General features: G+C 54.4%; 7 protein-coding genes. All 7 read right to left on the reverse strand.

Annotation, left to right across the window (positions count from 1 at the left end; genetic code table 11):
- Positions 1-281: 281 nt before the first annotated feature.
- Complete coding sequence (locus METLU_RS0121035; protein WP_027159946.1) at positions 282-1,076, reverse strand: methyltransferase domain-containing protein; 795 nt, start codon at positions 1,074-1,076, stop codon at positions 282-284.
- A gap of 75 nt (positions 1,077-1,151) precedes the next feature.
- Complete coding sequence (locus METLU_RS0121040) at positions 1,152-2,477, reverse strand: ATP-binding protein (protein WP_027159947.1); 1,326 nt, start codon at positions 2,475-2,477, stop codon at positions 1,152-1,154.
- Positions 2,478-2,666: 189 nt separating this feature from the next.
- On the reverse strand, positions 2,667-6,083 hold the full coding sequence (locus tag METLU_RS26055; RefSeq protein WP_231383669.1) for an eCIS core domain-containing protein: 3,417 nt from the start codon (positions 6,081-6,083) through the stop codon (positions 2,667-2,669).
- A 24-nt stretch (positions 6,084-6,107) separates the two neighbouring features.
- Positions 6,108-7,541, reverse strand: a complete 1,434-nt coding sequence (locus tag METLU_RS0121050; protein ID WP_027159948.1) for a contractile injection system tape measure protein — start codon at positions 7,539-7,541, stop codon at positions 6,108-6,110.
- Positions 7,541-11,560 carry a hypothetical protein gene (locus tag METLU_RS0121055; RefSeq protein ID WP_027159949.1) on the reverse strand — a complete coding sequence of 1,340 codons (4,020 nt, stop codon included), beginning with the start codon at positions 11,558-11,560 and terminating at the stop codon, positions 7,541-7,543. Before METLU_RS0121055 ends, METLU_RS0121050 begins: the two co-directional genes overlap by 1 nt.
- A gap of 16 nt (positions 11,561-11,576) precedes the next feature.
- Positions 11,577-15,320, reverse strand: coding sequence for a hypothetical protein (locus METLU_RS0121060; RefSeq protein ID WP_027159950.1), 3,744 nt, complete (start codon positions 15,318-15,320; stop codon positions 11,577-11,579).
- Positions 15,317-19,039 carry a baseplate J/gp47 family protein gene (locus METLU_RS0121065; RefSeq protein ID WP_027159951.1) on the reverse strand — a complete coding sequence of 1,241 codons (3,723 nt, stop codon included), beginning with the start codon at positions 19,037-19,039 and terminating at the stop codon, positions 15,317-15,319. The genes METLU_RS0121060 and METLU_RS0121065 overlap by 4 nt, the downstream gene beginning before the upstream one ends.

Genomic DNA, 19,039 nt, shown 5'->3' on the forward strand with positions numbered 1-19,039 from the left:
TGACCCTGCTGGTTATTCGCATAGCGTCTGGCTCGTCGGAATTTTGTTAACTGATGTTACGCCGGGAGGTTTTATCCCGTTTGCCGCATCGGGTACCGGGGCCTTTAACAGTAGGCTGGGTTGACAAACCCAGCATTCGAGACCACCCATGCCGGGTTTCCGCTAAAGCTCCAACCCAGCCTACGCGAGCTCGCTGAGTTTGTGATCAAGGGACAGGCATGTTGCCCCGTCCGGGATGTTTGGCGCGGGTCAAATACGCCGCTTGACCCGAACACCGCTGGTTAGATTTTTTCTGCCGCGACTTCAATCATTACCATAGCCACATGAGCTTTACCATCTGCTTCCAGCGGCACTTTTTCCAGATATTTTGAGCAAACCTCTTCGATAAATGCTTCCCTCTTTGCTTTTGGAATTCGCTCCGTATAGGGTAGCCATGTCGTTCGAATCCATCCTTCCAGCCCTGGTTTTCCATCATGCGTCATATCTTTAGGAATGAGTTCAACACGCTTTATGGAAAATCCGGTTTCTTTCAGCAGTATTTGATATTCATCGATGCCAAGAAAAGTATAAGGAAATTCAAACTCAGTAAAGTACTGTGCCCATTTATCGGAAGCTTTAACGTCGTCAATAACCGAAAGCATACCTTCGGCATCGCCTTTCCCTCCCATGCGCAGGAGAATTTTTCCTCCAATCCTGAGGCTTTTATATAAGCCCTCAATAACAGGCTTATGATTTTTGACCCAATGCAACACCGCGTTTGAAAAAACCACATCAAAACAATTTTCAAATGATAAGCAGCTGGCATCCATTACCTGAAACGAAAGATTAGGATGCTTGTATGATGAATATTTTTCCTTTGCCAGATCTATCATCTGCCTTGAGTTGTCAACGCCGACAACCGAGCCATCACGGACTAACCGGGCAATTTCCGCCGTCACTTTTCCATCGCCGCAACCTAAATCAAGAATGTCTTCCACTCCCTTTAAATTTAGATTGGCAATAAGTTCTCTTGCCCATTTTTGTTGAGCTTGTGAGTTTCTCTCATAATCCTTGGCATTCCAACTGTATGTATTCATATTTTCCTTTTCCTTATTTGTCAGGACGACTTTACGCTTTTTGAATATTGGCGACAGTACCCTCATCGACGCCTGCTATACGATTTTTCCTTCTTTGATAAACTCTCGCTGGATGGCGAATTCCAATTGTTTTAAATCCAGCAAGTTTGATTCAGATGCCAATAGCTCGACAGAACAATAATGAACGACATTCAATATGCCGGCGCCGGTCAGTTCATAACGGGCCGCAACATGTTGCCAGTCAATATCCTGGGCAATCCTGATCTGGGGCGGAAAGGTTCCGGACCAGATTTTGCAACGCTCTTCAGGGCGGGGCATCGGGAAATGAATGATGGTCTGGAAGCGCCGGACAAACGCATCGTCTATATTGGCGCGTTGATTCGACGCTAAGATAACCAGGCCGTTGTAGCTTTCGATTCGCTGTAACAGGTAGGCGACTTCCTGATTGGCGTATTTGTCGTGGGCATCGCGGATGTCGGTCCGTTTTCCGAATAGCGCATCGGCCTCGTCGAAAAACAGGATCCAGTTTTTGTTTTCCGCTTTATCGAACAGCCGTGACAGGTTTTTCTCCGTCTCGCCGATGTATTTGGACACCACGCGCGACAGGTCGATACGGAACACGTCTTTACCGGTTTGCTTGCCGAGCAGCGTTGCAGTCAAGGTTTTGCCGGTACCCGGCGGCCCGTAAAACAGTGCACGGTAGCCGGGTTTGATTTTTTTCTTCATGCCCCAGTCATGCAGCAGCGTATCGTTGTGTTTGATCCAGTTTTCGATCTCATGGATTTGCCGCAAGGTATTGGGATGCAGCACCAGATCGTCCCAGTCCATATCGGTATGGATATATTCCGCCGGGAAATCCAGGCTGAAGCGCGGTTTGCTGACGGTGCCGATGGTGAGCTGTTCAATGATTTCAGGATCGATGACCAAGCGGCCGCTCATCATGGGTTCTCCTTCGCGCACCGGCTCCATCCAGAGAATGCGTTGTTGCGCAAACCAGTGTTCGCAGCTCAGAATGCGCTGAATTTCGAGGCGTTTTTCCAGATCGTTGCCGGCCAGGATAAACTGCGCGGTTTCACCGGTGGGCAGGATGCCGCGATGGTTGCTGCCTTTGACGCCGCCGAATTCAGGAAAATCGCCGCCTTCGGGTAGGTGTTCGGCGATGATTTGGTTGAAGAAATCGGGCTGAAGGTGTGGAGCAGTCGTCAGCATCAGCATAGCAAATTCCTCAAAACTGAGTTCATTCCGCTCCATAAAAGTCACCAGCCAGGAATTCCCGTTGTAGAAACTCACCGGATTTATTTCGAAACCTTCCGATTGTCCGAAGCGTACTTTCAAGCAGGCATTGACGACAGTTTTCAGCCAAATCAAAGCGATTTCAAGATTAGCTGCATTGAACTGCATTATATTTTCCATGATTCACTTATCGGTTTTTACTTGGAGTGTTGAATAGTATTCGGATACAGCGTTTTGTAATGTTGATGACAGAGAGATTCATTAGGCAAATTTTGACTGACTTTTAATTGAACAAAATGTAACGATGCGCAAATACTGTATCGACGGCAATAGGATAGCTATGAAGTTGATAAGCAGTCACTCGCCAGGACCACGGAAATTGATTCCGACCATTTCGGTAAAATTTTCCCCCCGGCTGCCCAGCTTCAGGTTAAGTCTTCTTGACATCAGCTTATAAGTGCTCAACTGGCTGTTCCAGTTTTCCCGGGTTGCTTGCGTGGCATCGTTCCCCTGTTTATTAGTCCAGTGATCGGCAATAGGCGGATCGTGGTCAGGGGAGGCTACTGATACAGGAACAGTCGCTTTACCGTTAAAAGTCTGGGTATAACCTTGCGCCGCTTCTTCCGTAGCCGACCCTTCGCTTAAGAATTTTGTGGAGTCGAGAGGATGCAGCAATGCGGGTAGTTTGCTGCTTACAATAGCGCCGCGGCTACTGCTCGTATCCGAATAAAAATTGGGCCGGATTAGCCTTGAACCACGATATTGCTGTTTCAGCACAAATGTTGCGCCACCGCCTTTCGGCATCACGAAACCGGAAGTATGTACAAAGGTACTGCGCTCCCATTCAGTTCCTTCTCCACTATAAGCAAACGAACCGGCTCCGCCATCCGGCTTCGAGGTTGTGAAGCTGACGGCTTGCATTTCTCCATCGCTTCTTCTTCGAAGGACGGAGCGCGGATTGCTGACCCGCTCGAAAGAGCTGGTTTTTAAATTCTTGATCCAGGAACCGACAGCAACCAGGACGGGTGAAGCGCCGGCCGCCGGGCCGCTGCTGGAAACGCCCAGATTTTGATCGATGACAGGATTGATAACCATCTTCACCCACCATTCCCCGCCTTTTTCATAAGGCATGAGTTGTTGCAAACCGTAGCGGGTTTTAATGATGGTCAGAGCGGTCATTAATATAGGCTGAGTAATGCCGCCTGTCAGTTTTCGGGCCGCAGTTACCGCCGCTCTTGCCGCCAGTTTTAAACGCTCATTAGGATCCTGCGGCACACCAGCTTGTAAAACGGCAGTTCCGGCTTTCTTCAACATAGCCCCCAGCCACGCCACAATCTTATCCAGCCCCTTATCAATCGGCGCCCGAATCTTCCTGACGATGCCGACGATTTTCTCAGGGATGCTGCCCAGGCCGGCAAATTTCGCCAGGAACGCGATGACCACGGTCAGGGTTCTGGCCATCGTCGTTTCCACCTTCTTTGCAGCGCCCGCGACCTGGCCCGCGGCGATGGCGGAGATGGAGTCGATGAAGGCCGCGGCTGCTGCGCCGATCTGTTTGATTTTTTGAATAAAGAAGGTGATGGTGTTCCAGATGGCCAGTACGGCCTGCACGAACGCGCCAGCCGGATTGAGCATCATCACCAGCTTGCCGATAGCCGCCTTGACGATTTCGGTGGTGATCATCTGCGTGACTTGCGCGATCAACTGGCCTTTCAGTTCATTCAGTTCGGCTTTGATCTGATCCCACGCGGCTGCCGGCCCATCTTTAACCAGCGTGACCAGAATGCCGGCGGTTTTTTCCAGGCCGGCCAGGATCGGGTCGGGAATGATCTTGACCAGTTTGCCGCGGATGGCTTGCCAGGTCAGGCCCAGAACCGACAGGACCAGTTTGACGATTTCCGTCAGTTCGAACGATTTAGGGATATAAACGCCCGCTTCGCCCAACGGCCCGGTAATCCATTTGATCAGGGCGGTCTTTAGATGCACGCCGATACGCGCCATAAAGAGACCGAAGCCCATTTTGCCCGCTTTAACCAGATTGCCGACAAAGCCGATCGGGTTTCTGATTATTTGCTGGAAACTGGCCTTGGCTTTGGCGACATAAGGCATGACGCCGGGCGCGACGACCGAGAATATGATTTCGAGCAAGCTGAGCGTGGTGCCGAAAGCCCACGAGGTAAACTTCACGACGAAGTTGCCGAAAACCTTAAAAATCTTGATAAACAGGTTGGGCAGGATGATGAAGTCCATCACTTCCAGTGATTTCAGCATCGTGATGAAGTCCTGCGGGAATTGCACAACCATGGCGAACAGTTCCTGCAGGGCGGTATTGAACCACTGCCAGGCCTTTTGCACGGCGTTGCCTTTTTTGATGTTTTCCCAGATTTCTTCCTGTCCGATCAGTTTCATGAATCCGCCGATCAGGGTATCGGCATTTCTCGGCACCGGTTCATTGGTGATCGGATTTTTGCCCAGTATGGCGCATAACAGGTCGAAGCCCGGCTTGCCCTGCGCCAGGGCCGCCAGCGGCATCAGCACCGCATCACGGATAAACTGCAGGATGGCCTGAAAAATGCTGCCTATGAAGTCGATAATTTCATTGACGGGCGTGGTAAAGATGTCAACCGCTCTTTCCCAGGTGCGCACGGGGTGCAGAACAACATCCCAGAAATCGATGTCGTCCATAAATTGCGCAACCGCGGACTTGACGGTTCCCAGCAGATTGGCGAACCGTTTCAGTTGTCCTTCCACCCAACTGCCTGCTTTTTCAAAGACGCTGTATTTTTCGAGTGCGTCCGTGATGATTTTACCGCCCGGCAAAAACTCCACGATGGCCCGGAGAATATTGGCCGCGCTGCGGTCAACGCTTTCACCGTTGATCGGATTGACGCCGATGACGATAGTGAACATACGGTAACCCGGAATGTTGTAGGCTTTTTCGGCGAGCCAGTCCAGAACGTCCTGCCAGGATGGAATATCGATGCCGAGAAAGCGCTGTACAGGCGGCGGCGTGGCCGTGGTATTGATTTGCGGGCTGCGCTGTACGGCATGTCCCTGCTGGATGGTATGCGTCAGTTCGTGAGCGAGCAGTTGCTTGCCTTCGCTGGTGCCCGGCTGGTATTGATCCTGGGAGAAGAAAACGTGGTTCTGGTAAGTGAACGCTCTGGCGCTCAGTTGATTGCTCAGGCTGGCGGATTCGGGATCGCTGTGGACGCGCACGTTGCTGAAATCGGCATTGAATCTTGGCTCCATGTAGCCGCGCACGTCGCTGGAAAGCGGCTGCCCGCCGGAGGTTTTGTTCTGAATCGCCGATTGTATGCCTGAACTTGCAGCCGGGGCGCCGCTGACTTTTCGTTGCAGTTTTGCTTCGGCAGCGGGCGCCTTTTGTATTTTTTCGTCCTCTTTTTTCTGAAGTTTCTCTTCGGGCATGACAGCCTTCTGAATTTTTTCCTCCGGCATGGCCGCTTTTTGTATTTTTTCTTCTTCCTTTTTCTGCAGTTTCTCTTCCGGTTGCCGCTGGAGTTTCTCCTCTTTTCCCGGTGCCGGGACAGGGGCCGGCATGCGCATGACTTTATCGGCCATTTTGTCGGCTTCCTGCTCGAACTTGTCGCCGGGTTTGTTGACAGTCATTTTCGTTTGCACGGAGGCGGCGAAAGACGGGTTGGCCGGCGCGAAGAAATCACCGCCGCCCGCCTTGGCAAAAAAAGGCCGGTTCGCCGTTTGGGTCGTCGTCCTGGAGGCAGTGCCGGATGATTTTTCTGAGCTCGCTTTCATCTTCTTCTACTCATTGTCATGAGGTCAATAGCGCCACTCCACCCAAAGCATCCGTTGCATCCAGGGCAGTTTTATCATGCTGATGCCCCAGGGCAGTTGGTCCATCAGAATATCGTAGGCTTTGCTTTCCACCTGCAAGCGCCAGTCGCCGTCGTCGCGCAAAGTGATTTTTCCGGCGCGCAGCAGAAACGTGCCGCGCAGGCCATCGATACCGGTATTTTTCAGGACGTCCCAGTGACGGATTACGGCCTCGAGCAGGGCGGTTGCTTCTTCCATCTCCGAGTCGGACAGATCCATATCGGCTTCGACGGGTGACGTTAAAGGGATATTGCAGAGGATTTTCGGCAAAACCAGTTCATACTCCGGCGCGATGCGTTGCCCGGTCGCCAGAAAATGCAGCAGGCACAGCGCGCGTTCGGGCTGAATAATGACGTCTTCTTCAGAGGCGATGCCCAGGGCCTGGAAAAACCGGGGCAAGAACGGGTGCAATAAAACGAGCCCGGCATTTTCGATATAAATGCCTTCGGAAGCTTCAGGGTGTTGGCTTGACCGGGCATCTTCGGAAATTATGCCGTCAGTGCTGCCGATAGTGCTGTCTGCCGTGATTCCGGGAGCCGGAAAATGCTGATCTGGCGGCTGTTTTCCGGCATCGCTTGTAACGCCCGGCCAGCGGCGTTCCAGCAGGGTTGCCAGACGGCTGCGCTGTGCCGTCGTAACCGGAAGCTGGTGCCAGGCGGTGCGGACAATCTGGGCATCGGTGTAATGCCCGGCGGTTGCAATCTGTGCAAATGCCGCTTCCCACAGTTGTGCAGTCAAAGGTTTGATGGCCTCGGCCGGCAAGTCGAAACTTTCCAACTGTTGAAAAATGCCGGCCATGATTTTTTCGAGGTCAGGTGCAATTCGCTTCAGCAAAGTTGTCAAAAATGCTTTGGAAAATTGCCGGACCAGACGCTGTCTGGCGCTTGGCGATGCCAACGCGGCAAGGATTACGCCGGCATGATGACCTGATGGGGTTTCTTGCCAGCCCTTGAGTAGCGTTCGTTCCAGATCGCAACCCTCCGGCAGGTGCAAGCCCCAGGGCAGCGTGCCGGTTTTTAAAAAATAAACCCAGGCTTCATCGATGTGTTGCGGCGTTGATTTTTGCGTGATTCCGCCCGAGGTTGCCTTAGCATAATCCCTTGCAGGCTTTAGCGTTCGCAACGACTTTTCAAGTGCCTGCTCGACCCGTCTGGGCAAGTCCTGTTCCAGGCGATCGAGCGCGATGTCTCCCACATCGATTTCCAGACGCTCCAGCGACCAGTGTTCCGCGGCCGGCACGCATCGATCCAATGCGCTTTCAATCGCAGGAAACAGCCAGTTCCGGCACCATGCCGGCAGCCTGTTTTGCAAGGCCAGACCGTCGGTTTCGGTGCCGTTGATCCGGATGTGCAGATGATGCTGGCGAATGGTATGGGTCATTAGCGCCGATCTTCCAGTGTTGAACTAAAACAGCCTTTTTCGCTAATCGCAGTCAATCTGACAAAACCTCCGGGTTGCCAGTCGACGGCTATTTTTTCGCCGACATAAAATGGCTCCTTGGTCGCAGTAGTGAAATCCCATACCCAGGCGGCAATGCCGGTGGTGGGCATTTCCTCGTTGATGGCAAAGATGAACAGATTGTCTCCTTCCGGGTTGGAAACGAAAGCCGGTTTCAGATCGAATCCGTCGCAAAGGCTGACGAAATCGCTGCCTGTGCACTGGTTGCGCTGGCTGCAGGCAAAGGCGGGCACGCGGGTTTCTTTATTGTCCAGATCGAAATTGATAAAGATTGCGCCATCGAAAGGGGCCGCACCGATGGCGTCATTTCCATAGCGCACGGAAAAATTACCGGAAGAGGCTCGGTGGCTGAAACTGAAATCGAATGTGAAGCTGAAGGTGTCCTTAATAAAATGTTCTATCCATAGAATGCCGAAAGGATCGCTTTCAGCCGGCGCATAACTGATTGTCAGGCGATCCCGGCTCAGTTGCCCGAAAGCCTCGTTGATGGCCTTGTTGACGACTTCATTGAGTTTTTCAACGGCGGCGTTCAGCGCGGTTTTGAAGTCGTTGTTAAGGTCGTTGGCACTGATTTGCAGGAGATCATCGGTTCCGCTCAAGTCAAGGTCCTGACCGTTAAAGCGCAGCTTGAGCCCGGAGGTTTGCTTGTAGCTCCGGTAAGTTGCAGGCTGCAGCCAAAGCCGGTAAGCGCAACGTTGCGACTGGCCGTCATCCGGCAAATCACAGGGCGACGGACAGGTATGGGTGAGCGTGGTCTCGATCATGCATAGCTGTTGGTCGGTGATGCGTAACGCCAGACTGGCGCCGCTCGCCATCGGCGCGCTGGTATAGCTTGCGCCGTCTATGGGTGAATCATTGACGGTATAAGGCGGGGTGCCTCCGGTTATCGATAGGGTCGCGACGTAGGTCTGGCCGTCTTCAGCGCATTTAAATACCGGCTCGCCGACGCGCAGAGGTTCCGGGATGACGACGGTTTGCGGGGCGGACACGGCGTTGTTGGCATCCTGAATGACCAGCGTATGCTCGCCGGCACTTAAAAGGACCGGGTTGACCAGATCCTGGTAATCCTGCTCATCGATTCTGATTCGGTAAGGCGGCATGCCGTCCTTGACGGTTATCGTGACTGCCGCGGCCGGAGTTTCCTGATCAGTTTGGGTGCAGCCGATAACGACCGTAAAAGTCGGCGGCGTTTTGGGCAGTATGAATTGTATCGGGGCGCAGTCGGAGCAGCAAAGATAAGGCAGGTAAAAGTCGCCGACCACGGTGCCGTCAGCCAGGTCATTAACCGTTGCGGCGATGATTTTGTCGGCTTTGCCGAGAAAGTCGAAAGCGTCCGGGACATTCGGTATCAGCGCTGACAGGCCGTCCAGCACCCGTTGAAAGTCCGGGTTAATGAACGAAGGTTGCTGGGTTTGCAGGCGCTTGATGGCGGCTATCAAGTCCGGGCGGGCAATAATGGCCGGGCCGGTATCGACCGGGGCAGCGGCGCTGGTTGTAGAATTTCTGGTCACGTCAACAAAGTCAAGGTCCGGCTGGATAAAGACAAAATCCCTCAGGTTTGCCGCATTGGCGTGAAGGGGCAGAATAATGCCCATTGCAAAGGGATCGATGCGCCGGGTGGCGGCTTTGAGGCTGGCTGCTGCGCTGCTTTTCGCCGCCGGCTTCTGATGGTAGACCAAAATGAACGTGCCGCCTAACGGTACGCCGGCTTTATGCTGAATGCCAGGATGATCCGGCAGGAAGTTGCCGAGAAACTGCTTTTTCTTCAACGCCTTGATACGGCGCGTATATTCGTCGTGCAGTGCTTTTAAGGCGTCCAGTTGGCAGCTGTTCAGCAAATCCTCAAGCCGGTCGTCTATTTCCTCCCAGCTCAAAACAGCAGCGTTGCCCTCCAGATTGGAGATGCCTTGCTCGCGCCTTGTTTCGATGGCTTTGACGACGATGGCGAGATTCCTGAAGCGGTCTTCAAGCTCGGTGAAATTGACGTTGGCAAAATCGTTGGGCAACGCGCCGCTCAGTTTGATGAGATAAAAGAAGCTGTAATAGACCAGCATATCGCCGGGAGGAAAGATCGCGATCCAGCTTGCCATATAATTGGCGTCAATGTCCGGCACGACACCGCCCTGCTGGGTTATATAATCTTCAAAAGTGCGGCCCAACGTATTGAGCTGCACGAGAAAATCGGGCGCATACCGGTTGATGACGTCGAATTGCGATTTGACCGGCGTCTTTACCGGCGAGTCGGCATCAAAAGGCAGGTCATAAAAATAGGTCAGCGACTTGACCAAAGCGCCCAGTATTTGCTCGCGTGTCACGTCATACAGGGTCTCCAAATCCTGAAACCGGCAGTTTTCCTGGCTTGCATCGATGGGAACGGTTTCGTCGAAAGCGCCCGTGCGCAACGCGATGAGTTGGATGGGCAGGCGATGGCTGGACTTGATCGACAGCAGGGTATTCAGCACCATTTGATAGTTTTTACCCAGATGCCCCTCTATCCGCAGGAAATTGTAAGGTTCCAGATCGTAGGCCAGCGCCTGGGTGATGAATGCAGGCGCGGCCGGCACGTATTCCTCCGCGCGGTAACTCAGGTTGTGATGGGCTCTAAGGCGCCGGCTTTTTTCGGGATTCCACAGTTGATACAACGGCGGCGTACCGGTTTGATGGTAATAATACGGAATGGCTTTTTCGGACAACGCCACATCGCCCAGTTTGGACGGTGTGATGCGAATTTGCGAGTCCGTGGGAACAACATGCGTCAGCGGCGGCTTTATCGGCGGCAAAGCGGGCGCGTGCGTAAAGCGGTCGATCATCTCCACCATGCGCCGGAACAACAGCACGACTTCGCGGGTGCGCCGCTCGCAATCGCCAATGGCGGCAGAAGGCAAAAAGCGATGACGATAACCCAATGCATCGATGTCCTCGGCCGGAAACAACAGGCCCAGCATCAAATGACGCGGGAACAGGGCTTCGGAGGGGCAGCAGGCGCACAGCAAGTCCATGCCCAACCAGCGGAATTCATCGTAGGCGCGGATCAGGTCGTCGAAGAAATCATAGTAGTACGGCAAAAAGCGCACCTGCTCGGCGGTTGCCGGTGCGTTATCCAAAAAACCGAACCGAGCCATAAAGCCGCTAAAAGGATCGCTGGTATAAGTCTCTTTCAGGATGGGATGAAAAGCCTGATAGGCGCGGGTCAGCGCGTCGCCGAGCGCGGCGGCCAGATCGACGGTGCTGAAAATTTTCAGGAAGGCCGCCAGCACGTCATGGCTCGTCACGGGCTGGCTGTTGGGTACGTCATAGCGCGGCATGCGCAAATCCGGCAGGTTCAGCTGCGCCGCTAGAGCAGATTCGAGACCGCCCAGGCCAGGATCGCCCGATGCCTCGTTCGCACTGGCAATGATGCCGTCAAGATCGGTTTTGCCTATTAATAAAGGCCTGACCTTGACGGTGACGTCCGAACCCTTGTCGTTGCAGTTGTTGGGGCTGCAATTGCGCAGGGCGGCTTTTTTCAGCTCAAGAAACAGTAAAACCGCCTTGTCATCGAGAAAGCCAGCCGGGTTTGCCAAAGGCGTGGTATTGGGTTCGCCGTCCCGAAACAATTCCCAAAGCGGATATTGCTGGCTCGTCGCGCTGTTTTTGAATGCCGGATAATCGATGTCAGCGGGCAATTCGTAGGTCCGGTACGCGACCAGTGCCAGATCGTTCGGTTCCATGATCAGATAGCCTTCGGAGGTGACGCCGCAGCCTCTGGACAGGAAAATCGTGCCCGGCGCATTTATGTCGTCAAGCCTGATCTCCAGACCGCAGACGATGCCGATGCCGATCAGGTTGGCCCGCGTCAGGCGTTGCTGTTCGTCCAGATAGCCGAAGGCCTGATTCAGATGCGCATTGGTCAGTACCTGATTGGCTTCGAAGACCGGATAGTTGTCTTGTAGTGGTTGCATGGCGATGTCACTATTGTCAGAAGGTTTCAGATGATTTGGGATAGCTGGCGTGAAGCGAACCCAGCGCGGTACTGCCGAGGCGCACCGGGTTCAGGTCGCTGCCATCGTCGCAATCGTGCAGGGTTGCGTCCGGGTAAACGTTGCGCAGTCCGGCCAGCAGGTTGACGGCCTGCCACAGGCGGAACGATACTTCCCGATAACCGGCATAGCGCTCATCCAGCAGGGCCTGTATGGCTGCGGCCGTGCCGGTCCTGAACGTGGCGTCGACACAGAAGGCCGGCGGCTGACCGTTGCCTTCTTCACGCAGGCTGATGGTTATCGGCTGGAAATCGGTGAGATCGCCGAAATCCCGGCCTTGCTGAATGTTGCCGCTCATCCACTGGTAAAAGGCCGTGCCGTATGCGCTCAGTATGCCGGCACTGCACCGGCACAGATCCGCAGCCGAAGCGCTCAGCAGATTGGCCGACAGGATGGCGTGAAGCTGTTCCGGCAGGCGTTCTTCGGTCCAGTCGATCCTGGCGTTGGCTTCCAGCCACTGGCGCCAGGCATTTTCAAAGCGCTCGAACTGCCAGCCGCCGAGCGCGATGTGCTGAAAATAGTCCAGCATCAGCGCTGCAATCTGTTGCCAGATCGTCTCATCAATCACGGCCGCGCAATCCAGGCCGTTGGCGTCCAGATTGCCAAACAGCGCCTGCAGTTCGGTTTTCAGTTCATCCGGCTGGAAATTGCGCAGGATTTTGTCCTGATACCACAGCCTGAAGGCATCGCTGAAGCGGTGGTAAAGCGCTGTCGCGCAGCCGCAGATTTGTTGTTCGTCTGCGCTGGCCGAGGCCGCGCTCAGCAGTTCCGCCACGTTGCCGACTACCGGATCGCAAGGATTGGCCGTAAATCCCTCGTTGCCGACCCAGCAGATCTTCGCGAGCAGATGGGCGGGCGTTTCCCGGCGGATCGTGCGGTCGGCGAAACCGCGCAGGTCCATATTGTCGTTATAAGGCGCCGTCCAGCCGGGCATGACCCAGGTCAGGCGAAACGAATAGGGGTCTTCATCGCCGCAGGTTCCGCAGGTGCCGCTGACGCAGGCAGGGTAGAGCGCATCGCCCGGGAATTTGGGCCGCAGCAGCAGATGTTCGACGACGATGGCGCGTTCGTTGGCGCTCCAGCTTAGCAATTCGGTTTTGAGCGCTTCGGCTTCACTTTTGCTTGCAAGCGGATTCGACTGGCCTAGCGGGTTGTTGCCGGCGTCTTTGAGCTTGAGCAGATATTGGGTCGCTTCAGCCGCAATGTCGTAGGCGTCCGGGTTGCTCATGGCCGCAAGCAGTGATCGAGAGGCTTGCCGTTTAGCTTCTTCGTTGTCACTGGCATTGACGCCGATGCTGCCGGCAAACCAGCTGTGTTGCTGGGCGTCTACTAATTGGTAGGTTGCCGTATAAAAGTTGCCGGCCGGTTCATCGGTGTCCATGCTGAAACTCAGGCAGGGAAAGCCCAGCAGCAGACTGACGCGCTTCTTGATGCCGGACTGGTTATCCTGTGAGGCCGGCAGGGTGTAATTGAAAGCCTTGCCGCGATCATGACTGATGCCGGGATACGCGGTCAGAAAGGTGATCTTGTCCTTGATCAGGCGATCCTGCGCGGCCTGCTGGCCTTGTGACCGGGTTAGCAGCAGCGCGTATTCATCAAATTGTTCGCCGAAGCGGGCCATCAGATGATTGAGGAAGCGATTGCGCCGTTCATGAAATTCCGGCATGGTTTCAACCATCGTTTCCAGCTCGGCATTACCGAGACCGTTGGTCAAATCGGCATAGCCTTTGATGACGGATTCGCTGAATTCCTTGAAGAAATAGGTGCGATCTGTCGCCGGGTCGAGCGAGAACAGATCGGCGGCATGGGCGATTTGCGCCAGGGCGTTGGCGATGAGCTGCTCAAAGAGCAGCAGATAAGCCTTGAGCTGCCGGGCCTGTGCCTTGCGCTGAGTTGAGGCATGAGACGGCAGGCCTTCCAGGCCGATGCCGTAGGTCAGCGGAAAACCGTATTGCAGCGGAAAATAAGCTTCGGGATCGCGGAATGTGCCTTCGGGGATGGACAGGTCGTTGAGCGTGTTTTTGATTTTGGGCCGCTCCATTTCGCCGCGCAGCTGTATCAGGGTGTCATAAGCCTCGTCTTTTCTGGGCGCAAACGGCAGGCCGTTTTTGAAAAACAGGAATCGGGACAGATCCCGATGGAAACGGGGCTGATGCAGGGGACTGACATACAGCAGCCAGGCAGCGCTGATTTTATTGTTGTCGAATATCGGGCTTCCGTCGCTAGCCCAGGCTGGATCGGCGGCGCCTTTGACAACATTGCCTTCCTCATCGTATTTGCTTAGCAGCAGGTTATTGACGGCAATGACGCCTTTGATGTCCATCAGGCTGTTGATGAGATCGGAGACGCGTAAAACGGTTTTTAAGCCGGAATCTTCAAGGTCTTCCTTTTTAATAAATCCGTTGCTTAATTCGGGACCGTTGAAAATATCTTCCACGGGCGTGTCGTCAGCCAGCAGTTCCTGCAGCGCGTAAAAGGGCACGGGCGGATTGAAATAGTGTTCGATAGTCAGCCAGATCTCGGCCTGTATGCGTTCGATGTCGGCATCGGGCTTGATTTCAACATCGGCGCAGACGCTCACATCCTCGATATCGACGGTCCTGATGCGGCAATAATCTTCGTCCAGGTTCCGATGTTTTTGCAAAGCGTCTTTGGCGGCGCTAATAGCCTTGTCGGTTCCGATCAGCTTGTTCCGGTAACGCTGGATGAATCCCTCTGATGTTTGGTCTTCGAACAAAGCCTTCATGCCGTCGGCCGTGACCTGGTTTTTGGCGGTCACATCGCCGAACATGCGCAGCGCGGCATGTTCGATGATAATGTTTTCTCCGCCCGGCAGGAGTTCCAGCTCGAAACGCACGTACCAGACCTGACGCCAGTGATCGCGCAGATATTTATCGCGCCCGGCGTCATCCAGCAACGGGTCTGTCAGCACGTCGTAGGTTTTGGTGGCGCCAATACCTACCTTGACCTTGAATGAAGCGCCGTTTGAGCCCGAGAAAGCATCGCCGCTTTCGATGAAAAACTGTCCCTGTCCTGGATTTGCCAGTTGCCAGTCCGGGAAGCGCATCTCTATTGATATCCGGTGCGGATTGCCTTCGGCGTCGAAAACGCTGTAGGCATGCCTGACCTTGCGGTCATTCAGGTCGCCCAGTTCAGGGTCTGCTTCCAGTTCCAGCAAGACCTCGTACAAACCTTGCGGCTCGACTCGTTTGGGATGCAGCGCGTCGTCGGGTTTTTGATAGGAAAGCTGCAGTTGGTCGTTCTGGCACCAGGCGTAATAGCTGAAGCCGCAGGCGCAATCCTTGCAAAACACCCAGGCATTGCGTATGTGCTCAAGGTCGATCAGCAGGCGACGGAAATCGTCAGGCGTCAGCGGATTGACCGTCAAAATGTCGCGGGCGGTAAAAAAGGCCTGGTCCGGGAAAGGCGTTTTGGCGTTTGCCGACGGCGAAGCGGGCGTCAACAGGTCAGCGATATTCCAACCGCTGCGGTAGGCCAGATCGGTAATGGCGTAACACAGGTTTTCGAGAATAGTGATGCCGGGGTCATGGGTGTTGTAGTCCGTCCATAAGCGGCTGCCCATCCGTTCGATAAAACCGATGCCTTCGCGCCGGAGACGATAGTAATCCTCGGCGGCTTTCAGTTCAGGCTGTTTGGGCAGGCTATCGGGTATCTTGTTCATACGGATTCACACTGACAGGTGCTGTCGACCGTTGTTTGCTGGGCGGGATTAATGACTTCGATCGTGTGATGCCGGGCCGAAACCAGGATGGAGACGGCTTTCGAGCCTTCTATTTCGGTAACATCCAGATCGACGGCTTCGATTTTCTGGCCGTTGCCGTCGAGCTTTGTATAGGTATGGGACAGTTTGAAATCGGTGACATAATCCACATACGGCTGTTCTTCCACAAAGTTGATCAGCACGGATTGAAAAATTTTTCCTCCGAAAGTCGGGCTGCCGCCGCCCGGAAAAGCCCAGGGCGAGAGGAAGCGGGTAATGGCTTCATCGAGTTTGTTGGCATGGAACGCTTCATCAAAACCTTCGTGGAAGCGCACCTTGAAATGCGCGCCGACTTCCTCGAACAGCGGGTTTTTGACATGCAGTTTGACGAAGCAGGAAAGACGTTGTTGCAGGAATGCCTTGATGTCCTCCAGAAGCCCCAGGCTGGTGTAGGGTCGCAGCGGATCGCGCAGGTTGTGGAATTGCTGGTTCGGAACGGTGACGATCGTGACATGGCCCGGCGCCAGCTCCCGGTAGATGCCGCTGCCTTCATCGGGTTCGTAATGCGTATGGTTCAGGCATTTGGCCTGATAAATTTGCGGAAAGGCTTCCAGCAGCAAATGTTCATAATCCCAAAGCGCGATGGCCCGGTCTTTGTGCCGCAGGCGCTCGCTGATGCGTGTATAAAAGGCATCGGGCTGCTCGGCGCCTTTGCCGCCGAAATCCGGAAACGGTTGGCTGATGCCTTTGACGGCGGCGTTGGGCGTCTCAAGCTTACTAATGGTGCCTGCCGGCAGTGTTTGGGCGGGAAATGCCGGATCGTTGCCGTTGTTTTTGAAGGTGGCGGTCAGACCCTGCGCCTCGACCATCTGCAAGCGGCATATCGCATCGCTTTCCGCAGCGACGGATGCCCTGAGCCAGTGTTGTCCGGCCGGCAGCAGGGTATTGTCCGATGAGGCATCATCCGGCACCGAGAAAGTAATGATTCCGGAATTTAAAAGCCCGGAAGTGCCGTCCTGCACGGTATTTTCGGGAAAACCGATCCATTCGTTGTTGCGCAGATAGCTCCAGTGGATATGCGGCTGCGGTTTTACCGATACCGGGTCGGCCGTGCCGTCGGCAATCTGAAAGAACAGCGCCAGATTTTGCGGCGGCCGCAGGTCGGCGATGCCGATATAGCATTCGGCCTCATGCCTGACGGGGTGATTGGCCGGCAGTTTTTTATCGAAACCGTTGCCGCCGGCGCTGTTCAGATGTCTGAACTGCGGCAATAAATAGAGAGACGGATCTGTGGCGCCGGTCTTCAGAAACGGGTGCTGTTCGGCATGACCGAACGGGGCCAGATGAAAAAAACGGCCCGGACGCGCGTCGAAATCGGTTTGCTGGCCGCTGCCGGGCAGCAGGGTTTGCGTCGCCGTGTAGGCCAGCGTCAGTTCGGTAATGAACGGGCCGGCAGGCGGGGTGGGTTTGGGGTTAGGGGTAACTTTGTTAATGACATTGTCTATATAAGTGTTCAATGCCTCTTCATACTGGCTCTGACCAAAATCGCTGGAGAGTTTCAGGCGCACATAGCCGTGCCGGGACGCCGTGTTGAACATCGCCTGTTCCGACAGATCAGGTTTGTCCACATACGGTTTTACGTTGCTTGCAACGCCGCTCAGCAGTTCAAATTCGGTTTCGGCAATGTCAAAAGAGAGCGTTTTCACCGTTGACCATTGGCCGTCCTGCAGGAAGTCCACGCCAATTTTGACCGTGGCGCCGGAGTACGGGGCAGGAGCGACTTGCCAGCCTATATTGACCGTGCAGGAAGAAAGTTTCTTCTGGAACCCTTCCCGGGAGCCAATCACCAGGCTGCTGTGGGTCGCGGGCGATGCGCCGAAAGGCTGAAACGGTTTGGAGGCGTCGACCGGACCAAAGTCATTGGCAATCGCCAGTGTTTTCAAACCGCTGACCGATACGTCCAGCTCAACCTTTTGCACACGGATAGCTTCAAGTTCGGCATAAAGAAACTCGCTGTTATCGTTATGCGCCAGTTTAAGCAGCAACACCGGCAGATCGGTCTCAAAGCTGTAGCCATGCGTTTTGGCTGAATAAGGCGTAACGGACGGATCGGCCCCGCCCAACCGGATTGTCAGCCGCAATTGGCCGCTGGCGGGAATGGCGAATTCAGTCACTTCGGCCTGAAACCAGCCTTTTTCGGTGCTGACAAAACAGGCAACATCAGCTTTATGATTAGCGGCCAGAGCGCTGGCCATGTCGATGGCAAAGCGTAGCGTAATGGTTCGAACGCCTTCCGCCAGCAATAAATAGTACGAGACGACGGCAAAGCCGATTTCGGCTTCGGGCATTCTGATTTCGGTTAGCTCGCCCTGGCTGTAGAGCTTGTTAAAGAAGGGCTGCCAGGATTGGTCGGCGGACGTGAGTTTTGCGCCCATGCCGTCATCGGAATTGGCGACCGGCGATGCAAACAGGCGGCCACCCTGGTAGGGCAAACTGTCATGCAGGGAATTTGTATGCCGATAGACGGTTTTCAGCGATGTGACTTTGCCCCTGTTGGCAATAAAAGTCTGGTCATTGGCAAAGAATACATCGACTCCCGAATCATCCTTGCCCGCTTTAAACAGCGTATCGGCGGCTATTTCATGACTCTCAGCCTGTTTGGCCAGTTCCACCAGCAGGTGGACATGGCTGGGTTCGGCAGGTTTTTCTTTCAGGCGCAGGATTTGTCGATAATAAAAATCCAGATGGCGCGCTGTCAGGGTATTGGTTTCTGCGCGGGCATGGTCAAACAGCTGCAGAAAGGACAGGAACAGGGCATAGTGCGGTTCGTGGTCATCGCGGCCGGTCAGGGTTTGCCGCAGGGCCTGCTTTGCCTCAATGACAGTGCGGACATAGACTTTCAGGAACTGGTCAAAGATGGAGGTAAAGAGATTGTGCGTGGCAATGTGATTGATGCGTTCAAAAACGCCGGCGCCGGTGCCGTAAACTGAACTGTCCGGAGCAATGTCCGATAGGTAGGCATTCCAGTCGGAGGCGGAGGTCGTGATCCAGTCTTCGGAAAATTCATAATTGTAAATGCCGGCGAAATCCGTCGTTGCCGCGCCTAACAAAACCATGTCGGGATGTGCGCCGGCAAAATCGCTGTCGGACTTGGGAAATGCTTCATAGTAGGCAATCAGTTTTGCCAACGCCGGCGCCAACTGGTTTTGGATAAGGTTGCGCAAGCTGTGTTTCAGCGGAATTTCGGTTGCCAGTTCTTCTTTCAACTGTTCCAGCTGTCTGGCGAGAGTGCCGATAATGCTGAACAGATAGCCCAGGCGTTGTTTTAATTCGGTTTCTTTTTCAGGCGCATCGTTGCTGAGATTATTTAAAAAGTCGAAAGAGGCTTTGACGTTGCTTTTGTAATAATCGACATCCTGTATCGCGGCAATCGCCAGTTGCACCGAAACATCGCGGCTAAAAAAAGGCGCCCAGTCGCCGGTCACGATGTTGTTGGCATCGTAAAATTTCAAATGCCCGGCATAAGCCTTTGCAAACACCAGCGCGTGTTCAAGCCTTCTTTCATCGACCGGCACGTAAGCGGGATTCAGCGGTGCAGGAAAGCGCCGGTCCTGGCGGGTGCCTTCGTGAACCAGTTTCAAGGGATCGGTGTTTTGCTTGCAATTGCCGGAAGTCGCCAT

The sequence above is a fragment of the Methylobacter luteus IMV-B-3098 genome (assembly GCF_000427625.1).
Classification (GTDB): Bacteria; Pseudomonadota; Gammaproteobacteria; order Methylococcales; family Methylomonadaceae; genus Methylobacter; species Methylobacter luteus.

What these genes read in the sequence shown, in the direction of transcription:
- METLU_RS0121055 (WP_027159949.1), bottom strand. Translation starts at nt 11,560, where the DNA reads ATGCAACCACTACAAGACAACTATCCGGTCTTCGAAGCCAATCAGGTA.
- METLU_RS26055 (WP_231383669.1), bottom strand. Translation starts at nt 6,083, where the DNA reads ATGAAAGCGAGCTCAGAAAAATCATCCGGCACTGCCTCCAGGACGACG.
- METLU_RS0121040 (WP_027159947.1), bottom strand. Translation starts at nt 2,477, where the DNA reads ATGCAGTTCAATGCAGCTAATCTTGAAATCGCTTTGATTTGGCTGAAA.
- METLU_RS0121035 (WP_027159946.1), bottom strand. Translation starts at nt 1,076, where the DNA reads ATGAATACATACAGTTGGAATGCCAAGGATTATGAGAGAAACTCACAA.
- METLU_RS0121050 (WP_027159948.1), bottom strand. Translation starts at nt 7,541, where the DNA reads ATGACCCATACCATTCGCCAGCATCATCTGCACATCCGGATCAACGGC.
- METLU_RS0121065 (WP_027159951.1), bottom strand. Translation starts at nt 19,039, where the DNA reads ATGGCGACTTCCGGCAATTGCAAGCAAAACACCGATCCCTTGAAACTG.
- METLU_RS0121060 (WP_027159950.1), bottom strand. Translation starts at nt 15,320, where the DNA reads ATGAACAAGATACCCGATAGCCTGCCCAAACAGCCTGAACTGAAAGCC.